This window comes from Treponema sp. (assembly GCF_045657965.1).
Taxonomy (GTDB): Bacteria; Spirochaetota; Spirochaetia; order Treponematales; family Treponemataceae; genus Treponema_D.
On record NZ_JAZOUG010000250.1, the window covers coordinates 1 to 22,387 of the forward strand.

General features: G+C 39.5%; 19 protein-coding genes. 7 read left to right on the forward strand and 12 right to left on the reverse strand.

The window, feature by feature from the left end:
* On the reverse strand, positions 1-2,411 hold a 2,411-nt coding region (ppdK, locus tag ACKI5B_RS09325; RefSeq protein ID WP_407428066.1), incomplete at its 3' end, for a pyruvate, phosphate dikinase.
* Positions 2,412-2,457: 46 nt separating this feature from the next.
* Positions 2,458-3,390 (reverse strand): alpha-hydroxy-acid oxidizing protein, encoded by a 933-nt coding sequence (locus ACKI5B_RS09330; protein WP_407428116.1) that lies wholly within the window; start codon positions 3,388-3,390, stop codon positions 2,458-2,460.
* Positions 3,391-3,513: 123 nt separating this feature from the next.
* Between ACKI5B_RS09330 and ACKI5B_RS09335 the strand changes: the two genes are divergently transcribed.
* Positions 3,514-6,627: a DNA translocase FtsK gene (locus ACKI5B_RS09335; RefSeq protein WP_407428068.1), complete on the forward strand. Its 3,114-nt coding sequence runs from the start codon at positions 3,514-3,516 to the stop codon at positions 6,625-6,627.
* A 65-nt stretch (positions 6,628-6,692) separates the two neighbouring features.
* Here ACKI5B_RS09335 and ACKI5B_RS09340 read toward each other — a convergent pair whose 3' ends face one another.
* The 8 genes from ACKI5B_RS09340 to ACKI5B_RS09375 form a co-directional block, all read right to left on the reverse strand.
* Positions 6,693-7,001 (reverse strand): isoamylase early set domain-containing protein, encoded by a 309-nt coding sequence (locus ACKI5B_RS09340; protein ID WP_407428070.1) that lies wholly within the window; start codon positions 6,999-7,001, stop codon positions 6,693-6,695.
* Positions 7,002-7,091: 90 nt separating this feature from the next.
* A complete protein-coding gene (locus ACKI5B_RS09345; protein WP_407428072.1) occupies positions 7,092-8,156 on the reverse strand; it encodes an LPP20 family lipoprotein in 1,065 nt (354 codons plus the stop codon).
* Complete coding sequence (locus ACKI5B_RS09350) at positions 8,144-9,661, reverse strand: COG3014 family protein (protein ID WP_407428074.1); 1,518 nt, start codon at positions 9,659-9,661, stop codon at positions 8,144-8,146. The genes ACKI5B_RS09345 and ACKI5B_RS09350 overlap by 13 nt, the downstream gene beginning before the upstream one ends.
* Positions 9,662-9,685: 24 nt before the next feature.
* On the reverse strand, positions 9,686-10,288 hold the full coding sequence (locus tag ACKI5B_RS09355; RefSeq protein ID WP_407428076.1) for a penicillin-binding protein activator LpoB: 603 nt from the start codon (positions 10,286-10,288) through the stop codon (positions 9,686-9,688).
* A 68-nt stretch (positions 10,289-10,356) separates the two neighbouring features.
* Positions 10,357-11,730: an MATE family efflux transporter gene (locus ACKI5B_RS09360; protein WP_407428078.1), complete on the reverse strand. Its 1,374-nt coding sequence runs from the start codon at positions 11,728-11,730 to the stop codon at positions 10,357-10,359.
* A gap of 84 nt (positions 11,731-11,814) precedes the next feature.
* Positions 11,815-12,723 (reverse strand): mechanosensitive ion channel family protein, encoded by a 909-nt coding sequence (locus ACKI5B_RS09365; protein WP_407428080.1) that lies wholly within the window; start codon positions 12,721-12,723, stop codon positions 11,815-11,817.
* A gap of 27 nt (positions 12,724-12,750) precedes the next feature.
* On the reverse strand, positions 12,751-13,389 hold the full coding sequence (gene nth, locus ACKI5B_RS09370; protein ID WP_407428082.1) for an endonuclease III: 639 nt from the start codon (positions 13,387-13,389) through the stop codon (positions 12,751-12,753).
* Between the two features lie 9 nt (positions 13,390-13,398).
* On the reverse strand, positions 13,399-14,067 hold the full coding sequence (locus tag ACKI5B_RS09375; RefSeq protein ID WP_407428084.1) for a YoaK family protein: 669 nt from the start codon (positions 14,065-14,067) through the stop codon (positions 13,399-13,401).
* 282 nt (positions 14,068-14,349) lie between these two features.
* On the opposite strand from ACKI5B_RS09375, the gene thiM reads away from it, so the two are divergent.
* From thiM to ACKI5B_RS09405, 6 genes are read left to right on the forward strand one after another with little or no spacing between them, the layout of a single operon-like run.
* Complete coding sequence (gene thiM / locus ACKI5B_RS09380) at positions 14,350-15,198, forward strand: hydroxyethylthiazole kinase (RefSeq protein ID WP_407428086.1); 849 nt, start codon at positions 14,350-14,352, stop codon at positions 15,196-15,198.
* Positions 15,199-15,882, forward strand: a complete 684-nt coding sequence (locus tag ACKI5B_RS09385) for a thiamine phosphate synthase (protein WP_407428088.1) — start codon at positions 15,199-15,201, stop codon at positions 15,880-15,882.
* A gap of 42 nt (positions 15,883-15,924) precedes the next feature.
* On the forward strand, positions 15,925-16,926 hold the full coding sequence (locus ACKI5B_RS09390) for a thioredoxin family protein (RefSeq protein WP_407428090.1): 1,002 nt from the start codon (positions 15,925-15,927) through the stop codon (positions 16,924-16,926).
* Positions 16,926-18,287, forward strand: coding sequence for a hemolysin family protein (locus ACKI5B_RS09395; protein ID WP_407428092.1), 1,362 nt, complete (start codon positions 16,926-16,928; stop codon positions 18,285-18,287). Before ACKI5B_RS09390 ends, ACKI5B_RS09395 begins: the two co-directional genes overlap by 1 nt.
* Entirely contained in the window at positions 18,284-19,612 is a 1,329-nt protein-coding gene (locus ACKI5B_RS09400) for a CNNM domain-containing protein (protein ID WP_407428094.1), read from the forward strand. The genes ACKI5B_RS09395 and ACKI5B_RS09400 overlap by 4 nt, the downstream gene beginning before the upstream one ends.
* 56 nt (positions 19,613-19,668) lie before the next feature.
* Complete coding sequence (locus tag ACKI5B_RS09405; protein WP_407428096.1) at positions 19,669-20,400, forward strand: class I SAM-dependent methyltransferase; 732 nt, start codon at positions 19,669-19,671, stop codon at positions 20,398-20,400.
* Between the two features lie 11 nt (positions 20,401-20,411).
* Here the strand turns inward: ACKI5B_RS09405 and dusB are convergent, their stop codons facing one another.
* Positions 20,412-21,413 (reverse strand): tRNA dihydrouridine synthase DusB, encoded by a 1,002-nt coding sequence (dusB, locus tag ACKI5B_RS09410; RefSeq protein ID WP_407428098.1) that lies wholly within the window; start codon positions 21,411-21,413, stop codon positions 20,412-20,414.
* 3 nt (positions 21,414-21,416) lie between these two features.
* Positions 21,417-22,199, reverse strand: coding sequence for a TatD family hydrolase (locus ACKI5B_RS09415; RefSeq protein ID WP_407428100.1), 783 nt, complete (start codon positions 22,197-22,199; stop codon positions 21,417-21,419).
* Positions 22,200-22,387 lie beyond the last annotated feature (188 nt).

Consider the following 22,387-nt stretch of genomic DNA (forward strand, 5'->3'; position numbering starts at 1 on the left):
AACTTACCGTAATCGTCGCGGCTGAAGCCGAACGTGGTCTGAGTAAGGTCGTTTGTTCCGAATGAGAAGAAGTCGGCGTATTTTGCGATTTTTCCTGCGCTCAAGGCTGCTCGCGGGAACTCAATCATTGAACCGATTTCAAACTTCAAGTTTACGCCTTTTTCTTTGTTTACTTTGTCGATAACAAGCTCTGCCTGCTTGCGGATTTGCTCGACTTCGTTGTAAGAAACGACGTTCGGAATCATAATCAGAACCTTGTGCTTTTTGCTTTCTTTTTCAAGCTGAGCCGTAGCGCGGGCGATTGCTTCAACCTGCATTTCGTAGATTTCCGGGTAAGTGATTGCAAGTCGGCATCCGCGGTGACCGAGCATCGGGTTGTGTTCTGCAAGCTGCATTACTTTGCGTGAAAGCTTTTCTTTATCGACACCGAGTTTTTCTGCAAGAGCAGTAAGCTGTGAGTCAGTTTCTGCCTGAATGAATTCGTTGAGCGGCGGGTCGAGCAGGCGGATTGTAACCGGGCGGCCTTCCATTGTCTTGATAATTTCGTAGAAGTCTTTCTGCTGGTGCGGAAGGATTTTTGCAAGGTTTTCTTTGCGAGATTCTGTATCTTCTGAAATAATCATCTTCTGGAAGTCAGTGAGTTTAGGCTCGTCGAAGAACATGTGCTCTGTTCGGCAGAGTCCGATTCCCATTGCACCGAATTTGAAAGCATCAAGAGCGTTCTGAGGTGTATCGCCGTTTGCGTAGATGTCAAATCCTTTGACTTTGTTGCCTGACTCTGTGACACGCTCTGAATTGCTGCGGATTTCGTCTGCCCAGCCGAGGAATGTTTCCAAGTCTCCGGAGATTGTAGCAGGTTTTACAGCGACCTGCCCTTCGTAAACAAGCCCTGTAGCACCGTCGATGGTGAGGAAGTCGCCTTTTTTGTAAGTTTTTCCTTTAATAATGACAGTTTCTGCTTCTTTGAAAGCAACATCTGAACATCCGCAGACACAAGGAGTTCCCATACCGCGGGCAACAACAGCTGCGTGAGAAGTGCGTCCGCCGGTTGAAGTGAGGATACCCTGAGAAACAGCCATACCTGCGATGTCATCCGGTGAAGTTTCTTTTCGGACAAGGAGAACTTTTTTGCCGTTCTTTGCCCATTCTTCGGCTTCTTCTGCAGTAAAGACGATTTGACCACAGCCGGCACCCGGAGAAGCGTTTAGGCCTGCAGCAATTTCTGTTGCCTTTTTGACGGCTTCTTTATCGAGCTGAGGAAGAAGAAGCTGGTTCAATTGCTCCGGCTCAACGCGCATGATAGCAGTTTCTTTGTCGATGAGGCCTTCTTTGACCATATCAACAGCCATTTTGACAGCAGCGGCACCAGTTCGCTTTCCGTTTCGGCACTGGAGCATGTAGAGTTTTCCTTCTTCAACAGTGAATTCCATGTCCTGCATGTCGTGATAGTGCTTTTCGAGGCGGTCACGAATCTGGCAGAGTTCGTCATAAATCTTTTTGTTAGAGGTCTCGAGCTGAGAAAGCTTTTGCGGAGTACGGATACCTGCAACAACGTCTTCGCCCTGAGCGTTCATAAGATATTCGCCCATGAACACATTTTCGCCGGTTGAAGGGTCGCGGCTGAAGCATACACCAGTTCCCGATGTTTCGCCCTTGTTACCGAAGACCATCGCCATAACGGTTACGGCAGTTCCTTTGAGGGCACCTTCTTTGATTCCGTTTAATTTGCGGTATTTGATGGCACGGGGATTCATCCATGAACCGAATACAGCACCGATTGCGCCCCACATCTGCTCTTTTGCGTTCTGAGGGAAATCTTCGCCTTTTTCGGCTTTGTACATTTCCTTGTATTTTGTAACGATTTCTTTGAGATTTTCTGTTGAAAGTTCGTTATCAAGTTTTACGCCGGCTTTTGCTTTTACGCTGTCGATAATTGCTTCGAATTTATCGTGGTCAACGCCCATTGCAACATCGCCGTACATCTGAATAAAACGGCGGTAAGCGTCCCATGCAAAGCGTTCATTACCGGTTTTTTTTGCAAGACCTAGAACTGCTTTGTCGTTAAGCCCGAGGTTTAAGATTGTGTCCATCATACCAGGCATTGAGATTGCGGCACCCGAGCGGACCGAAACCAAAAGCGGGTCATTCTCGTCTCCGAGCTTTTTGCCCATGACCGACTCAAGTTTTGCAAGATATTCATCGACTTGAGCAGCCAATCCATCAGGATATTTTCGTCCAAGCTCGTAATACTCCTGACAGACATCTGTAGTAATTGTAAAACCAGCAGGCACCGGAAGACTCAAAGGAGCTTTTGCCATCTGAGCAAGATTTGCACCCTTTCCACCCAATTCTGCGCGCATTGATTCATCGCCGTCTGCGTCGCCGTTTCCAAAAAAATAAACATATTTCATAGTATTTTAAGTATAACGCAGGGATTTGCAGAAAGAAAGAAATTTTTTAAAAAGCGAATTTAATTAGAGATAATTCAAGAACTTTTTTGCAAAGCTCATCTGCTCCACCATGGCACAACGCACTTGCAAAAGGCCTGCCGACAAGTACGCAGTCGGCTCCTAAAGTCATTGCAGTTGCTACATCAAGAGGTGAGCGGATTCCACCATCAATCCAGATTTCACCGCAGTATTTTTTTATTTCTTTTCCATATTGTTCAAAAAATTCTGCCGTGCTTCCCCGTCTGGTTTCGATTCTTCCGCCATGATTTGAAATATAAGCAATGTCAGGTTTGACTTCTTTGAGAAGATCTATGTCTTCTTCCGAGAAAATTCCTTTTATTGCAAACGGCATCCTGACTTTTTTTTTCAGTTCAAGTAATTGTGAGGCAGTTTTTTTTTCAAGCCGGACTAAGCTGCGCATTGTTAAAATATTGTATGAATCTATATCAATACCGGTGATTTTTACGCAGTCTTTTGCCCATTCAAAACGCTCGAGAATTTTTTCATTTGTGTAGGGCTTTATAAAAACTGACGTCCGTGCATCCGGTGATATGCTTTTAATTTTTTGAAGGGCTTTGATTCCGAATTTGAGTTTTTCATCAGGAAAACCATCGCCAATGCAGAGACCAACTCCAACTTTATGCATGGCCTGAATAATTTCATCATAAAAATCAGATTCATGTTCAAAGCCGATATTTTCAACAGCACCGGTCATAGGTGCAATGCTGATTGAAGGAATCCGGTCTTCAACATTTTTTTCGAGAAATTCTTTGATTTTATTTATGTTTCGGTTTCTTACAGATTCCCATGCGGTACAGTTTAGTATGAAATTTTCATTTCCGTTCACACCACCCATGCCTGGAAGCTGGCCGATACAGCCTTTTCCATTGCATACCTTACAGAAATTGCATTTAAAAGAATTTTCAGTCACTGATAACAGTATATCAAATAGCAGCTTTATTGAAAATCACATTTGTATTTCAAACTGACTTAACCTTTTATTTTTAAATCCGATAATTTTAAAGAATAAGAAATTTTTTTTGACTTAAAAAATGGAGTTTCGATGAAAAAGAATCAAAAATATTCGGGTGCCGCAGGAATAGCTTTTTTTATTCTTGCAGCTTTATTATCAATTTCATTACTTTTAGTTGCTGCTGATTTTGGAGGAATTAATCCTGCACGAAATACATTTTTTTATTCTGTAGGAAAAATTCTTACAAGTGTTTATGGATTTACATCACTTTGTATACCGCTTTTTCTGTTGATTGCAGGAATTCAGTGCTTTAATTCCAACTGGCGGATCCGGAATGGTGTGCTTTTGGTCGGTTCTATAATTCCGTTTTTTACATTAGATGCTCTTGAACATGTCTGCAGAATAATTCTTTCGGAAGAAAGCGGATCTGTGCTGTTAGTAAAATTCAGTTCAGCTGTTTTAATAGGAATTCTTATTCTGGCTGCTGAATATTTACTGCTTTCAATTTTAGGTGATGTTCTTGAAAATTCCTTTGCAGAAGTAAAAGATTATGGTAACGATTATGAAGAAAAAGAACTAATGGAAGGACCTGAAGCAGATGAACTTTCTGTTGAAGAAACTGAATATAAAGAAGTTGAGGATGGAATTCCTGAAGACGATGAAATTTTCCTTGAACAGAAAGAAATTCTCAAAGATTTAATCAATGACGGAAAATCAGATAAAGTTGTTGAAAAAAGAATAGAAGAAACCACAATTACAGAAAATCCTGCAGCCTCAGAAGTTGCTGCAGTTAATCAGGAACCGGAAATTGTTGAAAATGAAGATTTTGATGATTCGGCTGTTGTTCCTGAAAGCGTAGAAGAAGATGAAATCCTTAATGAAGAGGATTTTTCTGATTCTGGGGATACTATAGTTGAAGAAAAAACAATTATAGAAGAGCCGGTGCAGGAAGAACCTTCACCTTTTGAGCATATTTTTGATGAACAGGAAAAATCTTACAGCGAAAAGCAGACAGAATCTGTTTATGATGAAATAGAAGAACCTGAAATTCAGGAAACACAGATTGAAGAACCTCAAATTCAGCCTGAACAGGATGAAGAAATTGATTTTGTTGAAACTGAAGAAGAAGATAATCTTATTGCAGAAATGAACCGGGTTTATTCCGGCGAATCAAATCATGAAAATGAAACGGTCAGGGATATTGCACTTACTGATGAAGATTTCCAGAGCGATGATGACATGAGCGAAATGCAGCCGATTGAATTCGAAGATGAAACAGAAATGGAGAATGAATTCAATGATGACGCTGATGTAGAAGATGAAATTGAGGTTGAAGATGAATTTTCTGAACCAGCTGATAATGAAATCTTTGAGCCTGAAGCAGACGAAATCTCTGAACCTGTTGACGATGGAATTTTTGAGCCGGAAACAGATGAATTCGTTGAACCCGAAACTGAAGAATTCGAGGAACCTGAAACAGAAGAAATTGATATTCAAAACAGCATTGAAGAAGATGATGAGAGTGATATTCAGGATACAATCAGTTTCGATGATGAAAATCCTGCAGATGAAATAAATATCGAAGATATTGCAGAAGACATTGATGAAGAAAGTGAAGACGATTCTTTTGGAATTGAAGATATTTTCTCACAAATGGAAGCAGATGCAAATGCTCATCCGGTTATTAAAAATCAACCGGCACCAGCAACTGATTCACTTTATCAGCCGGAAGAAGATGTTGAAGAAGAGCCTGTTCAGGAAGAAGAACAGCAGAAGGCTTACCGTAAATTAAGTGAATATAAAATTCCGACGGATCTGCTTGAAAAATTTGAAAACGATGAATACTGGCGTATTGATGATGAAACAAAGGCAGCCGGTGAAAATCTCAAGCAGACACTCAACGAATTTGGAATTGAAGCAGAAGTTACGGGAATCCGGAAAGGTCCTGTTGTTACAATGTTTGAAATTCTTCCGGCTCCAGGCGTAAAACTGAGCAAAATCGTAAATCTTCAGGATAACATTGCGCTTGCTCTGGCTGCAAAATCGGTTCGTATTGTAGCACCGATTCCAGGAAAGCATGCCGTTGGTATTGAAATTCCAAACAAAGAGCGTGCAATCGTTTCGTTCCGCGAGATTATTGAACAGAATTTGCCGGATTACAAAAAAATGGCAATTCCAGTCATTCTGGGAAAAGACATTTCCGGACAGTCACAGATTATTGATATTGCAAAAACTCCGCATTTATTGATTGCCGGTGCAACAGGTGCAGGTAAATCTGTGTGTGTAAATTCAATCATTCTTTCGATTTTGTATAACCGTTCACCACGGGATGTAAAACTGATTATGGTTGATCCGAAAGTAGTTGAATTGAAATTGTATAATGACATTCCTCATCTTCTTACACCAGTTGTAACTGAGCCAAAACGCGCTTTACAGGTACTTCAGTATTGTATCTGTGAAATGGAAAGGCGTTATGCACTTCTTGACGGAATGGGTGTCCGCGATATTGCAAGTTACAATACACGAATCCGTGAGCGAAAGATTGCTACAGAAAAACTGCCTTATATCGTTGTAATTATAGATGAGTTTGCCGATTTGATGGCAACAAGCGGTAAAGAACTCGAAACAAATGTTGCACGACTTACAGCAATGAGCCGTGCTGTAGGTATTCATCTTGTTCTTGCAACTCAGCGTCCTTCTGTAAATGTCATTACAGGTCTGATCAAGGCAAATATTCCAAGCCGAATCGCATTCATGGTTGCAAGCCGCACAGATTCAAACATTATTATCGATGCTACAGGGGCTGAAAAACTGCTTGGAAAAGGTGACATGCTTTATACTTCGGCAGTAAACCCGATTCCAACTAGAATTCAGGGAACTTTAGTCGGAGACAATGAAGTTGAGCGTGTTGTAGAATATGTAAAATCATTCGGCGGTCCTGATTATATTGACGATGAAATCTTTGTTGATGATGACGAAGAGGAAGAAAATGAACCAGGCTTATTCAGTGACGGTGAAGATCCGCTTTATGATCAGGCTTTGCAGATTGTCGTACAGACAGGAAAAGCCAGTGCAAGTTATTTACAGCGCCGCTTAAAAATCGGCTATAACAGAGCAGCCCGCCTTGTAGAAGATATGGAAGCACGGGGAATTGTAGGTCCTGCAAACGGTTCAAAACCGCGCGAAGTAATACATGTACCGTGATAAAATTATCCGGATATAAAAAAAGCACTTCAGAGTGTGAAGTGCTTTTTTTATTTAATGCCTTTTTAGCAGACAACTACAGAGTTATCTGTTGAGCTGAATGGAGCCGGAATGTATTTATCAGCTGCCCAGTCATTTTCCCAGCGGCTGCCGTCGAGAAGATAGCGGAACTGATATTCTTTGCCAGATTCAAGTGCAAGTTTTACAGAAAAAGAACCGTCTTTGCCTTTTTTAAGAGGAGTTTCTGTGCTGCTCCAGCTGTTAAAGTCTCCAGCGATTGTTACTGTTTTTGCACCCTGTGCTGCTTCTGGAGAAACCGAAAATGTTACATTGCAAGTCTTTTTGTCTTTAGAATATGATTTTTTCAAAGCCATGATTTAACTCCTTTTTTTGAATTACTCTTAATATTTTATATTAAAAATAATTTATATGCAAGTTTTTAATTTATTTTAAAGAATTTCGTTTTAAAAAGCACTGAATTCACCAAGATATTTCTGGAAATTCTCAGAAAATTTAGTTTTTATTTTTGTAGCAATCTTTATTTTTGCTCTGACCTCTGCATTCTGGTAAGTTGATGAGCCCTCCCGTCCTGTAATTGACAATGGAACTAAAGTTTCACCGGAAAATGTATCGTTTAATCCTGCTTCTGCGGCATATTCACAGAATTTATTTTTTTGACTGGCAAAATCCACTTCATTTAAATGAATTTTACAGTCAATTACATATCGTTCATTTGAGCCGAGCGTTGTGTTAAATCCAAAAGAAGACATTACTTCCTGGAAACTTTTTGCAATTCTTCCGTCTGAGTCATTGTTTACCTTTACGCAGACAGGAATTTTTGCAGCCATTTCTGCCTTAGTTTTATGAAGCTGTACAGGAGTGCTGATTGATTCATATTTCTGGGCGGCAGCCGGATTTATAATCATAAGGCGTTTGAGATAACTTTCATTGACCTTTGCTACTTCTTCGGCAAAATCAAGACGGGAAAAGTTTATGAGAGTGTTTGGTTCTTTGTCACTGGAAATTTGTTTCAAAATTGAAGATATTTCTGCCTGATTCTTTTCTATCATGTCTGAATAAATCTGGCCTGCTTTTTCACGGTTTATTACAGCAAGTGCGTACCATTTGCCTTCATTTTTTGATTCATAAAATTCTGGAATTTCAACGGCGATTATATCATCCTGATTAACTTCCCGTAAAACATCCTGTCCCAAAGCTGATGTATCTGAGTATGCAACAATTCCGGCATTTTGAGCCTGTGTCATTCTTCGGGAAGAGGCTGTCGTTGAAGAAATTTTCTGTCCGAAAATTGTAACAAGTTCATTAACTGCATCAATCTCGGCTGCTTTTTTATCAACAGCAGAACCTGTTCCTGTCAGATATTCAGAAGCAGGATATTTTGAAGGAAGCCCGTTAATCCAGTCCGGTTCTTTTTGTGAAACGGCTTTGCTTGAAGAAGAGACTACATTTGAGGATGAGCCGCAGGATACCAGTAGAAATGATAAAAAAAGTGCGATTATTTTTGGCATGTTGCCTCCACAAGAACGGATTTTCCATTCTTTACATTTATGTTTGAAAATTTTTCTTCTTTAAGTATAACACCGTTTTTTGAAAAGTATTGAACTTTTAAAGAATAGGTTCCTTCCGGCAGTTCAAATCCACCGGCATAAGATTGGGAAGGAAGTGCGTATACCTGGCGTATGTCGGCTGTTTCTGTCCGGTCAATCTGATCTGCGGCTTTTGCGGCACTTAAATATGCTGCAGCATATGAAGCAACAGTCAGTAAATTTTCATTTCTTCGTACAGCCTCTTCTGCTACAATTAAAGTGGCTGTAGCACCTGCAACGGCAGTGAATTTTTTTGCCATACTTCGTTTTATGCTTCTGGAATATGCTTTTTGTGCCTTTGAGTGTACATCTTTTTGTACGGCATAATTAAAATCTTCAAGGAGTGCAAGTGTGATAGTCTGATTCGGAAGTGATTTACCGTTTGTGATAGTAACTGTAATTTTTTCAATCTGATTATCAGGCATTTTAATTATTTCGTTTTTGCCGGGATATATTGTGAAAGAAGGGCCCCACCCAAAAGTTGGCATGACCTGTGGAGACAAATGTGTCTGCGGGGCAGGAAATTCCGGATAGACAAATTCCAAATCAAAGGCCGGAATATATACAAAATTTTTGCCGGCCGGAAACTGAATCCCTGGAAAAGGTCCGGCTATGATTCTTCTTTCACCACGACGGCCTATTAAGCCGGTAAAAGCCAGAATATCGAGTCTGCCCATTCCATCTGAGATTTGCGATTCACATTCAATATCAAAACTTGGATTTAAAGCTTTTAATGTGAGACTGTCGGCTTTAATATTCCAGCTGTTGTTTACGCTGTCATCCATGTTTGCAAAAACAATGCTTAAATACCGGGCAGTTGCAGAATCGCGGAAAATATCAGCTTCTGTTGGTTTTTCAGGCGTACTGGCAATTAATTTTTTTGTATCAAGTGAGAGTTTTTTATAAGTGTCAGAAATTTCTATTTGAGATTCGCTGTTTGAAATCCATTCACCATAATCATTCAGATATTTCTGCTGTTTTTCGTTTAACCGGCGTACTTCAACAGCGGCTTCTTCTATATCGCCTTTGTTGTAATAATTGAGTGCATTAAAAATATTGATGTAAACATATTCATAAGGATTTCCCTTATATTCATCGGCATTGTCATTGCCAAAAGTGGAAGCAAATCCTTTTGAAATACTTTGGGTTACCGCATCATCCATAAGTCGGTCTGTTTCATTCAAAATTTTAAGGGATGAATCATAATCTTTCTGATAGTGCTTCATCATCGCAACATCAAAATTATCGCGGATTATATCTTTACCCGGCTTTTTTTTGTTCTTTTTTTCGAGATAGGAAATACAGGGGTTATATTCACCTGAATCTAAATGTGCCAGATACTGGTCGGTTGGCATTGATGCACAACCGGCCAGTGTAAGAAGAACAGAGAAACAAATTGAAAATGACGGCCGTAAATTTTTCTTCATTGAAGGTCTATAGGCGTGATAATCCTACAGCTTTTTCGATGCTTTTTTGATGTATTTGCTGATTGTTTTTTCGCCCTGCCATAAGATTTTATTTGACTCGATATCAATTAGCTGGGCATCAACCTGATATGTTCGAACCTGTTCAAGTCCCTCTGAATCTACATGAGAATAAACTGTTCCCTGAAGCATAAAATCTGCAGCAAGTTCATTTCCGATTGATTTTGCTGTTTCGTATGCATTTTCGGCCTGATCAACCTTTTCTGCACGAAGTTCCTGACGCTGCTCGCTGTCAGCAACAAATTCCATAACACCACTGTTTATGATTGCAGTCTGGAACCTTTTTGCAACCATTGCTGTATCTATGTGTTCACTGCTTTTATTTGAAATTTTTCCGACAATTGCAACTGGAGCTCGGCCTTTTTCTGCTTTAAAACCTGAAACCCTTGGTGAAGAAGTACAGCCTGCAATTAATTCATTGCAAACCTGCTGAATATCGTTTTCGTTCCAGTAACCGGAAAGGTCTTTTACAGAACTTCCGCTTTCATAGCGGGAAACTTCATTTGTTGTACCGCATGAAAAAAGTGAAATTGATGTAAGTGCTGTTAAAACTAATACTAATTTTTTCATATCAAAACCTCTTCTCTAAAACATTACTCAAAAACAAATGTAACTCAATTATAAGAAAATTTAAAGAATTAAATCACCTTTTTTTCGAGCCATCTGTTTTTATGAAACCGGATTCCAAACATAAGTCCGCGGAAAATCCAGTCGATATACATACCGAACCATACGCCATAAAGTGCATAATGAGTGTTTTCCGGAAATCTGAACAGCAGATATTTCGAAATCAGGAAGCTTGAAAGGACGCGGAAAAGCCACATGCTGATATTTGAAATAAGCATTGTGTATTTTGCATCTCCGGAAGCACGGAGAATGTTCGGCATTGTAAAACTCATAGGCCAGAAGAAAATATTTGCAATCATACACGTTCTGATTACGCCGGCAGCAAGTTTTTGAGATTCTTCTGAAAGATTAAATGCCTGAACCACAAGAGGTGCAAGAAAGAAAATCGTTGCTGCAACGCAGAACATTCCAATATAGGCTTCTTTCATTAATTTTTTTCCGTATGATTTTGCCTGTGTTTTTTCACCGGCTCCAATACACTGGCCTATTACAGTAACGCTTGCCAGTCCGATTGCCTGTGCCGGAATATTTGAAAAACCTGCAACGGTGTTAGAAATTGCGTTTGCGGAAATTGCAGCAAGTCCAAAACCTGACATAAAGGAATAAACAAGAATTTTTCCGATGTGAAAGACTGAATTCTCGATTCCGCTTGGAACTGCAACTTTGAGAATCTTTTTAATCATGTCAAAACGAATTTCGATTTTCCAGAGTTTTTCCAGATAAATACGGCCGTTAAGTTTTGCTGAAGGACGTGCCAGAAGATAAAGCATTACGAAAGCGGCTACAATTCTGCTTGCAAGAGTAGAAATTCCGGCACCGGCTACACCGATTTTTGCTCCGTAAATTAAAACTGCGTTTCCTGCAATATTTGTAAGATTCATCATCAGACTGACTTTAAGAGAAACTTTGCTGTTTCCCATTGAACGGAAAAGAGCGGCACAAGAGTTATAAATTGCAAGAAAAGGAAATGAAAGTAAAACCCATACAAAATAAATAAGAGCATTGTTCATAACGCTTTCGTCACTTTTTCCGTAAATTAAATTGAGTATGAAGTGACGGAGCGGAAGACAGAGAGAAATAATTACAAGTGCTGCAAATGCTGAAATATTTAAAAGCTGACGGGCCGCGCGACGGGCATTTTCATCAGATTTATGTCCAAGATACTGACTGGAAACAACGGCGCCGCCAGTTGCAAAAGCTGCAAAAAGCTGGATAAAAAGCTGGGTCAGCTGGTCAATAAGAGAAACCCCCGAAACGCCGGCTTCACCAACCGAAGAAACCATTACCGTATCACAGGCACCAATTGTCATTGCGAGAAACTGCTCTGCTACGAGCGGGAAAATAAGACGCTTTAAGTCTTTTCTGGAAAAAAGGTTTTCTGACATATTTCCAGAAAATTATAGCGGGGAAAAATTTAAAAATCTGTACAAATTTTGATTTTTCCCCGTATTTTTGTGCATATTTTGATATTATGCTTTAAAAGAAAGTGAAGGAATTGTTTTATCGGTAAGAACAGAAACATCAACACGATTGTATGGAATATTGATGCCGGCTTCATTGAAGGCTTTTACTGTCTGAACACAGACTTCTGTTTTTAAATCAAAGAAATTCTGCCTTTCACACCATACAATTAAAGTCATGCCGATTCCAGAATCCATGCAGCCTGTTACTAAAACTTTTGGTGCATAATCTGCTTTATCTGTAACGGCAAGTTTACAGCGAGCTGGGACACCATTTAAAACTTCGACTGCCTTATCTAAATCAGTTGAATAATCAACACTTACATCAAAAGTATATCGGCGGTAATCAAATGTAGAATAATTCTTAAGTTTTGTGTTGATGATTGCAGAGCTTGGAATACGGATAAGCTGATTGTCAACTGTGTGAATTCTGATGGAAAGAAGGCCAACCTTATCAACTGTACCTGAAACCCCATCAACTTCGATGAAGTCACCGATTTTCATGGCTTTTTCAGTCATGATGAACACGCCGGAAATCAGGTTGCTTACGGTAGTCTGAGCAGCGAAGCCGATTGCAACACCGGCAATTCCCATGGCTCCCCATATTGCACCAAGGTTGATTCCAAACAGACCAAGAACATACATTACGATAAGCACATAAAACACATAACCAACCACTTTAGTGATTGTCTTTACGGCTCTCGGTTCAAATTTGCGGGCCGCACCTTTTTTGATAATCATGCGGATTAAGCGGTAAACAACCCAGAAAATCAAAACGGCAATAACACCTGTTGCAAATTTTACAACATGCTCTGGCTCTTTTACATAATTAATAATTTCATTTACGTGAAAGAAATTCTGCATTTGTCTTGCAGTTTCATTGGCAACATTCATTGCCCCTTCTGTCATTTCATTCATTTTTTTGCTCCTTTTAATTTAATTTTATCACAAGTCGTTGTGTTTGCACAAATCATTCAGAAAACATTCACTGCATTTGGGATTCCGCGCAGTGCACACATAACGGCCGTGAAGGATAAGCCAGTGATGTGCATGTTCCATAAACTCGTCGGGAACGCGCTCCAGGAGAGATTTTTCAACTTTTTCGGGCGTATTACCTTCTGCAAGGCCGATTTTCGGTGCAATTCTTAAAAGATGCGTGTCCACAGGCATTGTATGTTCACCCCAGACAACATTGAGCACCACATTCGCAGTCTTTCGTCCAACTCCAGGAAGGCTCATCAAATCTTCACGGCTTTTTGGAACTTCACCTGCAAAATCAGAAATCAGTTTTTCGCACAGGCCGATTACATGCTTTGCCTTTGATTTATAAAGCCCGATGGATTTTATGTAAGGAATAAGACCATCTTCACCCAAAGCAAGGATTTTTTCTGGAGTGTCTGCCACTTTGTAAAGTTCTCGAGTTGCAATATTTACGGATTTATCCGTAGCCTGAGCACTTAAAACAACTGCAACTAAAAGCGTAAAAGGCGAAGACCACTCAAGTTCAGAGCGCGGAGCAGGATTTGCAGCACGGAAACGCGAGAAAACTTCGGTAATCTGTTCGCTGGAAAGAAGATTTGACATATACGCAGTTTATTTTAACACAGATTCTTTCCGGAAAATTATAAAAAGAACTGTTAAAGCCGGTACAATCGCAAATAAAAATCCGTTTTTCCCGAAAAATTTCCAGAGAATATAACTTATGCCGATTCCAAGATGAAAAGCAAGCAGCGTTGTACCGAAAAATTTTGCTTTTAGTGCATAAGAGTTGTCACCATTAAAGAAAATTTCTGTCAGTGCAGAAATAAACTGGCGGAAGTTGTTTGAAGAAAAAATTGTTGAACTTGTAAAACCGTATGCACCTTTGAATGCACACCACTGAAAAGGCATTACAAAAAAAGTCGGATAAAGATATACAACAGCAGGAAGATTTTCCTGAGACGGAAAACGCCACATTACAACAGCGCATAAAGCATCAAAAATCATCGAAAGAATCTGTATATTAACTTTTGCATGCTTAGGTAAAAAAGTTGCAAGAAAAACTGCGAAAGCGTATATAAAGGCGCCGAGTGCATGAAGCAGAACTGTTTTCCATTCGCCTTTAAGAGAACCAAGCACAATATCAATCAGATTTGAAGTCTGGGCAGAGCCTAAAAGGTGAGCGGCATTTACAATCGGAAAAAGTACAAGAAATCCGCCGATAAAAGCAGCGATATAGTGAATGTGTGCTTCATAATCCGCCTGATTTTGTTTTGAACTCATGAAAAAGATTTTATCAAAAACACAATCTAAAATCTATTTGACAGTCGAGCTGTGATTCGGCAAAATGTATTCAGACAGCAGGGGAACGGGAGCTTTATGAAAAACAGAGCTTAACCGTTGAGAAAAACGTAATGACGTGCAACCCTTTGAACCTGTCCGGTTAATACCGACGAAGGAAGCTCTGTAAATTCTTAAGATTTCACTCAAGCTCTCCAAAAGGGGAGTTTTTTATTTTTAAGATTAGCGGTCGCTTCCAGAAATTCAATTTAAGGGAGTCAAAAAATGACCGAATCACAAATCAAATCACAAATCGTAAATGCAGTAAAAGAAGTGCATTCAAAAAAGCCGCTCGCACCGTCAATCACAAACACAGTAACTATTGATTTTGTAGCAAATGCTCAGATTGCAGTCGGAGGAAGTGCTGCAATGGTTTATCTTCCGGATGAAGGAGACTTTATTGCGGAAGCCGGAAGTGCCGTTTACATCAATGCCGGAACAATGTTGCCAGTTTATGAGCAGACTCTTCCGCGCACTGCAAAAAGGCTTTTCGAGCTTAAAAAAAACTGGGTTCTGGATCCTGTTGCAATTGGAATCGGCTCGCTTAGAACAAAACTTCTTGCAGGTTTTAAGGATTATCCGCCTTCAATCGTTCGTGGAAATGCATCTGAAGTAATTGCACTTGCAAAACTCTGGGAAGTTGATGGTTCGGTTTCTTCAAACGGACCTAAAGGAGTTGATTCTGTTGACAGTGTAAAAGATGCTGAAAATGCCGCAAAAGCTCTTGCAAAATACATTTATGAAAAACGTGGTGGAGCAGGCGGTGCTGTTGCCGTGAGTGGTGTTGAAGATTTAGTCACAGACGGAGAAACGGTTGTTTACAGTAAAGGCGGCTCGCATTTTATGGAAAAAATCACTGGTTCCGGCTGCTCTCTGGGCGGAGTCTGTGCAGTGTATGCAGGAGTTACTTCGCCTTTTATCGCAGCTCTTACAGCCACACAGATTTATAATCTTGCAGGAAAAAGGGCAGAGGCAAGGGTGAATGCACCGGCAAGTTTTCAGACAGCATTTCTTGACGAGCTTTATCTTGCAAGTGCTGAAGATGCTGCAGATAATCCATTTGAGGTAAAATAAATGAAAGTTGATATTAGTGCTTATCTGGTAGTAGGACGTGAAAATACAAACGGCCGTCCTGTTTCAAAAATCGTTGAGGATGCGGTTCGTGCAGGATTTACCTGTGTACAGATACGCTCAAAAACTGCAAGTGCACGCGAAATGATTGAAGACTGCAGGGAAAGTGCAGAAATCATAGCAAAGCTTGGAAAATCTGATTCTGTTACTCTTGTTGTAGACGACCGGCTTGATATAGTTCTTGCCTGCAGGGAAATAGGAATCAAGGTTGACGGTATTCATGTGGGGCAGAGTGATATTCCTGTGTCTGTATGCCGGAAATTCTTAGGAAAAGATGCCGTAATCGGTCGTTCTGCTCCTACAAAGGATTTAATCGATTATGTAAAAAATGCAGATGTAAGTGAAATAGACTATTTTGGAGCAGGTCCCGTACATGAAACGGCAACAAAACCTGACTGCGGACTGGATAAATCTTCAGGCAAAGTAATAACCCGGACTTTTCCGGAAATTTCGCAGCTTGTTTCTGCAAGTCCGATTCCTGTTGTTGTTGGCGGAGGCGTTAAATTAAATGATATTGCTCCGTTAAAAGCGACAGGTGCGGGCGGATTTTTTGTAGTGTCGGCAGTAGCAGGAGCAGAAAATCCATACGAAGAAGCAAAAAAACTTGCAGATGCTTTCCGCCTTTAACAAATTAAAAATTTCGTATAAAGTGATGGAAAGGATTTAAGTATGAAAAAATTAATAACACTTGCTGCGGGAATCTTACTCGCAGTTTCACTGGTTTCCTGCGGAAAAAAAATCGATTCCAGCAGATGGCTCTCAGATTTTGATGATGCAAAAAAAGCTGCCAAAACAGAAAATAAACGCCTTTTTATGTTTTTCAGCAACGATGAAGGTGATGAAAAATCATTAAAATTAAAGCAGAATGTCTTCAATAAAGAAGAATTTATCACAAATTATACAGATAAATATGTTCTTTTAAACATTGATTTTTCAGACAGCCGTTTTGAGACAGAGCAGGAAACTCTTCAGAAAGACACACATACAGCTGATTCATATTCAGTTAAAGCTACACCATATTTCTTAGTTCTTTCTTCTGACGGATATGTTGTTGCAAAGCCAGTTTTTGATGAAAACGCAGATTTTGATACAGTTAAAATTACTTTCAATGAAGCTGAAGAAGAAATTCAGAAGTTTGAAGATTCAATTGCAAAAACAAAAACCGGCACTAAAGAAGAAAAACTTGCTGCAATCGAAGAGTTATATAATATGACTGATGAAGAAGATTTGTATCATCTTTGTCCGCTTAATGAACTTTATGTTTCTCTTGATAAAAATAATGAAAGCGGCAACACTTTGAAACATCTTATTGCGATTGCAAATAAAAAAGCTGTTGATTATTTTACAGCCGGTGAGTCAGAAAAAGGTGCTGAAGAATATGTCAAACTTACTAAAAATAAAATCCTGACTGATGACGATAAACAGATGGCGTATTATTCAGCCGGATATTTTTTAGCATCCAGCGGAAGTCAGAATCTGGCAAAAATCCGGGAATATTTCCAGAAAGGATATGAAATTAATCCTGACAGTGAAGTTGGAAAGCAGCTTAAAATTTTTATTGATTATGTTCAGATGATGATTGATGGCGAAGGTGATGAAGCTGCAGCTGCTGAAAATCCTGCAAACGAAGAAAATCCTGTCGAAACAACTACGGAGAGTGCTTCAGAATAATGGACGGCTATCCATCCGGTAAGTTAATCATTCTTTTTATTCTCGCTGCTCTTTGTATCACACTTTCCTCGCTTTTTTCGGCGAGCGAAAGTGCCTTTCTTGGCTTAAATAAACTTCGTGTACATTTTTTGCGCGAAAAAGGACATAAAAAGGCAATCCGTTCCGGAAAACTTCTTGAGCGTAAAGAAGAACTGCTCAATATGCTCCTTGTCGGAAATGAAATCGTTAATGTCGCGCTTTCGGTTATACTTACTTCAATTTTTCTAAAACTTTTTGGTTCGGCCGGTCTTCCAATCGCAACTTTTATCGCAACGGTTCTTCTTTTAATTTTTGGTGAAATTACTCCAAAGAGCGTAACGACAACACATCCGGAAACCTGTGCTTTTGCTTTGAGCGGCTTTGTAAAGCTGTTCTTTTTCCTTCTGCGGCCTCTCGTCATATTTTTTACATTTATTTCCCGGCTGATTTTAAAAATTTTTGGAATCAGTACCAAAAAGAAAGCAGTTTCCTTTACTGAAGATGAAATCAAAACCCTGATTGATGTTGGCGGCGAGGAAGGTGTTCTTGAAGACGGCGAAAAAAAGATGATGAGCCGGGTTTTTAAATTCAATGATTTAAATGCCACTGATATTATGATTCCACGCCTTAAAGTTGTTTGTATAGAACCGGATATGAGTTACCGCGATGTGGTTAAACTTTCTGAACGTACCCGAATTTCGAAATTTCCTGTCTATGAAAATGATGATATAGACAACATAATCGGTGTGCTTTATGTAAAAGACATGCTGTTTTTTACAGAACTTCATGAAGAATTTTCAGTACGGAAAGTTATGCGTCCGCCGCTTTTTATTCCTGGAAGTACAAAAATGTCTTCGATACAGGAACTTCTTTACGAAAATCACCAGAGTTTTGCAATCGTAATAGATGAATATTCCGGCACAGACGGCATTTTAACAATTGAAGACATTGAGCAGGAAATTTTTGGCTCTATTGCTGATGATATTTATCATGAAAGTGATGAAGAGCAGACTGAGCACAGCGATTTCGAAGAATTTATCTCACAAAGTATTGATGGAAGCACCCGCTTAATCGATCTGGAAGAAACTTTAAAAATCAAACTGGTTTCAAAAGTGAATGAAACAATTGCCGGCTATATTCTGGAAAAACTCGACAGAATTCCACTGGCAGGTGAAAGTATCGAAGAATCAAATTTTCTCTTTACTGTTGAAAAAATGGAAGGGCATAGAATTGCAAAGGTGCATATAGAGCAGAAGTTAGAAAAAGATGAAGAAAAAGAATCAGATTTTGAAAACACCTGCTCAGAAAATGTTTCTGCCTCTGTTTCTGGGGGTGAAGAATGAATCTGACATTTCTTACTTCCATAATAATTCCTGCTGCTGCAATTTTAATTCTCGTGCTTGTTGTTGCCTTTTTTGCAGGCAGTGAAACGGCTTTTCTTTCTATTACCCGTCTTATGCTCCGTCATCTGCAGAAAAAAGACAATTCAGGCAAGAAAAATTCTCCTGCAAAAAAAATTACTTACCTTAAAAAAGATACGAACAGGCTCCTTTCGCTCATTTTGATTGGAATTAACTTTGTCACTTCCCTTGTTTCGGGCCTGGCTGCAACGCTTGCAATCAGCCTGCTTGGTGATAAAGGTGCTACAGTTGCCACTTTTGGTATGGCTTTTATTCTGATTATTTTTGGTGAAATCGTTCCAAAAACTGTTGCTGCTGTTTATCCGGTAAAATTTGCTTCGGCTGCCTCAGGTCCGCTTATTTTCCTGCAGAAACTGTTTTTCCCGCTTGTCTGGATTTTTTCTAAAATTACGAACGGAATCACTTCGTTTTTACAGATTTTCTTTAAGAATTCCAGGGAACTGATTACCGAAGATGAACTGAAATCTCTGATTGAACTTGGTGCAAAAGAAGGCACCCTCGAATCAAGTGAAAAAAAGATGCTTTACAAGATTTTTGATTTTACTGATCTGCATATTAAAGATATCATGCGGCACAGAAGTCTGGTTCAGTTTATTCCGATTGACGCAGAATACGAAGAAATCGTTAAGATTTTTGCATTGTCAGGATACTCAAGGCTTCCTGTTTGCAGCGAAGATTTTTCGAAAGTTGAAGGAATGTTATTTTATAAGACTGTGCTTTTGAAAAATCCGCGCCAAAATCCTTCAGGCCCGAAATTAAAAAAATCTTTTGCACGACGGTATATGAAACCCACTTTCTTTGTTCCTGAAACTCTGTATGCAACCGAACTCCTGCAGAAATTCAAAAGCGAAAAACAGTCCTTTGCAATTGCTGTGGACGAAAACGGAAGTAATTCAGGAATTGTTACGATGGACGACATTCTGCGTGCTGTTTTTGGAAGAAGCATAAACTCAATTCATAATGAACTGCCGCCGGAAAATCGGATTCAACCGGTTTCAATTACAGAATATTTAGTTCCTGGTGACATTAAAATTGATGATGTGAATGATCTTCTGGATTTAGATTTAGAAAGTGAAAATTACAACACTGTAAACGGCTGGCTTCTTGAAAATTTTGGTGAATTGCCGGAAATTGGAGCTGTCCTGAAAAAAGACGGTGTTATTTTTAAAGTCGAAGAGCAGAGTCACAGACAGGTTCAGAGTGTACGGATTATTTTGCCGCAGGCTCCGGTTCTTTCAAACAGATAAAATTAATCTTAACTTTTTCATTTGCTTTTTAGAAAATTCACTTTTATCATTAAGATATGGAATTGTTAGAGAATATAGTTGAATATTATGATGAGCTTTATCCTGTCACAAATGAACTGAAAAACTTTTACGAAAATGAAACAAAAGAATTTTCTGCACCTGTAAAATATTTAACAATTGGATGTGCTGCAGGAACTTTTGAGCATAATCTGGCTAAAGGCAGTGCCGATGTTACAGGAATTGAAACAGTTACTCCGCTCCTTGAATCAGCAAACAGAAAAAGGCGCACACAACTTATGGCATTACGTTTTTTTCAGATGTCAAGTCTGGAAATGTGCCGTTTTCTTGGAAAAGGCTTTTATAACATTATTTCAATACCAGATGACAGAATAATTTTTATTCATGATTCTACTTTAATGGCAAAACTTTTTTATGACTGTAAGCAGCTTCTTGCTCCAAACGGAAAATTAATTATAAAGCTTCCAAATTTTGAAAAGTATTCTGCCGGTAAAAATTCTAAATTACCTGTCCGTGAAAGTATCCGGGTCCGGCTTTTTTCGAAAATCCAGATAAATTCAAGCGGTAAAGAAACTATGTATCAGGAAATAGAAACCGGAAATGGAAAGCATCTGACTGTTACAAAAGACGCTGAAATCCTTTGTCCTACTAAAGATACAATCGAAGAATGTGCAAAAAATGCCGGTTTTTTAAAATTTGATTTTTATTCTGATTTTAATTACAGCGAATTTTCAAAAGATTCTGATAACTTGATTGTTGTAATCAGCTGAAATTCTGGCTTTTACAGAAATTCTGCAAAAATCTTTTTATAATCGGATATAGTTTCTGCTGCAACAATTTCTTTTCGTAAGGCTGCTCCGCCTTCTAATCCTTTTGAATAAGCGCAGAATCTTTTGCGCGCTTCCCTGCAGGCAGAAAGTTCACCGATATCCTGAACAAGTAAATCTAACTCGCGGAAACCTGCCTGAATACGTTTTTCGACAGGAATTTCTGTAATTGTGCCTTTTGTTAAGAATTCCCGGGTTTTTGTAAAAAGGAACGGATTTCCCATTGCCCCGCGCGCAAACATTACGGCATCAACACCGGTTTCTTCAAGCATTCTTTTTGCATCTTCCGGGCTGAATGCGTCACCGCTTCCAAAAACCGGTATTTTTTTTGAACCAGCTGTTTTTTCAGCAACAAATTTTACAAGTTCGGACAGTGCATTCCAGTCAGATTTTCCTTCGTAGCCCTGTGCGCGGGTGCGGCCGTGCATGGTAATTGCAGCCACTCCAGACTGAAGGGCGGCCTCAGCACATTCTTTCCAGGTTATGTGTTCTGCATCCCACCCTGAACGGAATTTTACAGTAACCGGAACCTGGCCTTTTACAGCATTTACGACACTGCTTACGATTTTAAAAAGATGTTCCGGATTCCGTGTTAAAGCACTTCCGGCGTTTGTTTTGATGATTTTTGGGACGGGACAGCCACCGTTTATATCGATACATTCGGCTGTTGTTTTTTCAAGGACGATTCTGGCCGCTTCTGCCATAGTTTCCGGGTTTCCGCCGAAAATCTGAACTGCATAAGCTTTTTCGTTCGGAGCACGCCTCATTAAAAGTTCTGTTTTCTGATTATTTCGTGTAAGTGCTTCGGAACTTACCATTTCTGTATATGCAAAATCTGAACCGCACTCCGTACAGATTGAACGGAATGCACGGTCAGAATAGCCTGCAACTGGCGCCAGAAATAAATTTCCTGAAAGAGAAAGATTACCGATTTGAACAGGGTGATACAGTTCCATGAACTACTCTGGCAGGCGGAAAATCTTGCAGCTGTTAGTCCACAAAATTTTACTAAGTTCTTCCAGATCGATTTCAAGCATTTCTGAAAGGAATCGTGCTGTAGACGGAAGATATTCTGGCATTGCGCGCTTTCGTTCGCGGTACTCTGCCGGAACCATGAACGGACTTTCTGTTTCGATAAGAATCCGTTCAACAGGAATATTCAGAACTGTTTCATGCAGATTTCGAGCATTGCGGTATGTTAAATTTCCTGCAAAAGAGAAATAAACATCAAGGCCTGCATCGAGACATTTTTTTGCGTAGGCTGCATCTTCTCCATAACAGTGAAGAATTGCACCTGCAGGCGGAATACGTTCCTTGAGAATATCGAAAACATCTTTTCCGGCTTCACGGCTGTGAATAATTACAGGTTTATCGTATTTTTTTGCAATTTCAAGCTGAGTAATGAAAAGCTCAGTCTGCATCCGTTTGTCGCCAAACTGTTTGTAATAGTCGAGGCCGCATTCACCAACAGCAACTACATTCGGCAGCTTTAAACCGTCTTCGATTGTTTTAATCCAGTCTTTTCCAGGATTCATAACTTCGACAGGAGCAACACCAACTGCATGGTAAACACCAGGAATTGCTTTGATGTTAGGATAGACTTTTTTGAAGTCGTGGAGGCTGTTATTTATGCTTACAATGCGCGTAACTCCGGCAAGTCTTGCCTTTTGAATAACGCGTAACTGTTCGATCGGGTCCTCATAAATGAGCCCGATATGGGCGTGAGTATCAAAAAACTGCATGGCTTTCTTCCAAAAATAGATGTGATGATGAAGAATATTCGTAAAAACGAAGATTCACTGTTTAGAGTTAAACTCTTTTTTCCTTTATACCGATAGAATAACAGAGAAAGTCTGAACTGTCAAATTTATAATTTATTTGACTGTTTGACATAATTTCTAATACTGTGGTATATTTTCAAGAATTATCT